Genomic DNA, 333 nt, shown 5'->3' with positions numbered 1-333 from the left:
TGACCTTCCTAGAGGCCATCAACACCGGGCACGGCGGCTCGATGACGACGCTCCACGCGGAAACGCCGCAATTGGCGGTTCAGCGCCTCGCCATCGCCGCCCTGAAGACGGATGTGCCGATGACCTATGCCGACATGATACAGTATATCGAAAGTTCGATAGACGTGATTATCCAGGCCGGGCGGCACAACGGCGACCGGGGTATAACGGAGTTCTACCTGCCGGGCAACGAAAGTGAGGACCAGAGCAATGAAAACCTTTGAAAACGAAGTGCTGACTTTCGACCCTCTGTCGGCAAAGAGCATGAAGTCCATGCCCGAAAAACTCAGGGAA

Annotated in this window: 1 protein-coding gene; it reads left to right on the top strand. The window is 56.5% G+C overall.

The features are described from left to right. Window positions 1–263: P-loop NTPase family protein (locus EP376_RS22765; RefSeq protein ID WP_164745070.1), on the top strand; the 263-nt coding region annotated here is incomplete at its 5' end. Between the last annotated feature and the right edge of the window lie 70 nt (window positions 264–333).

Source organism: Alexandriicola marinus (genome assembly GCF_004000435.1).
GTDB lineage: Bacteria > Pseudomonadota > Alphaproteobacteria > Rhodobacterales > Rhodobacteraceae > Alexandriicola > Alexandriicola marinus.
This window is presented reverse-complemented; position numbering and strand designations above follow the sequence as displayed.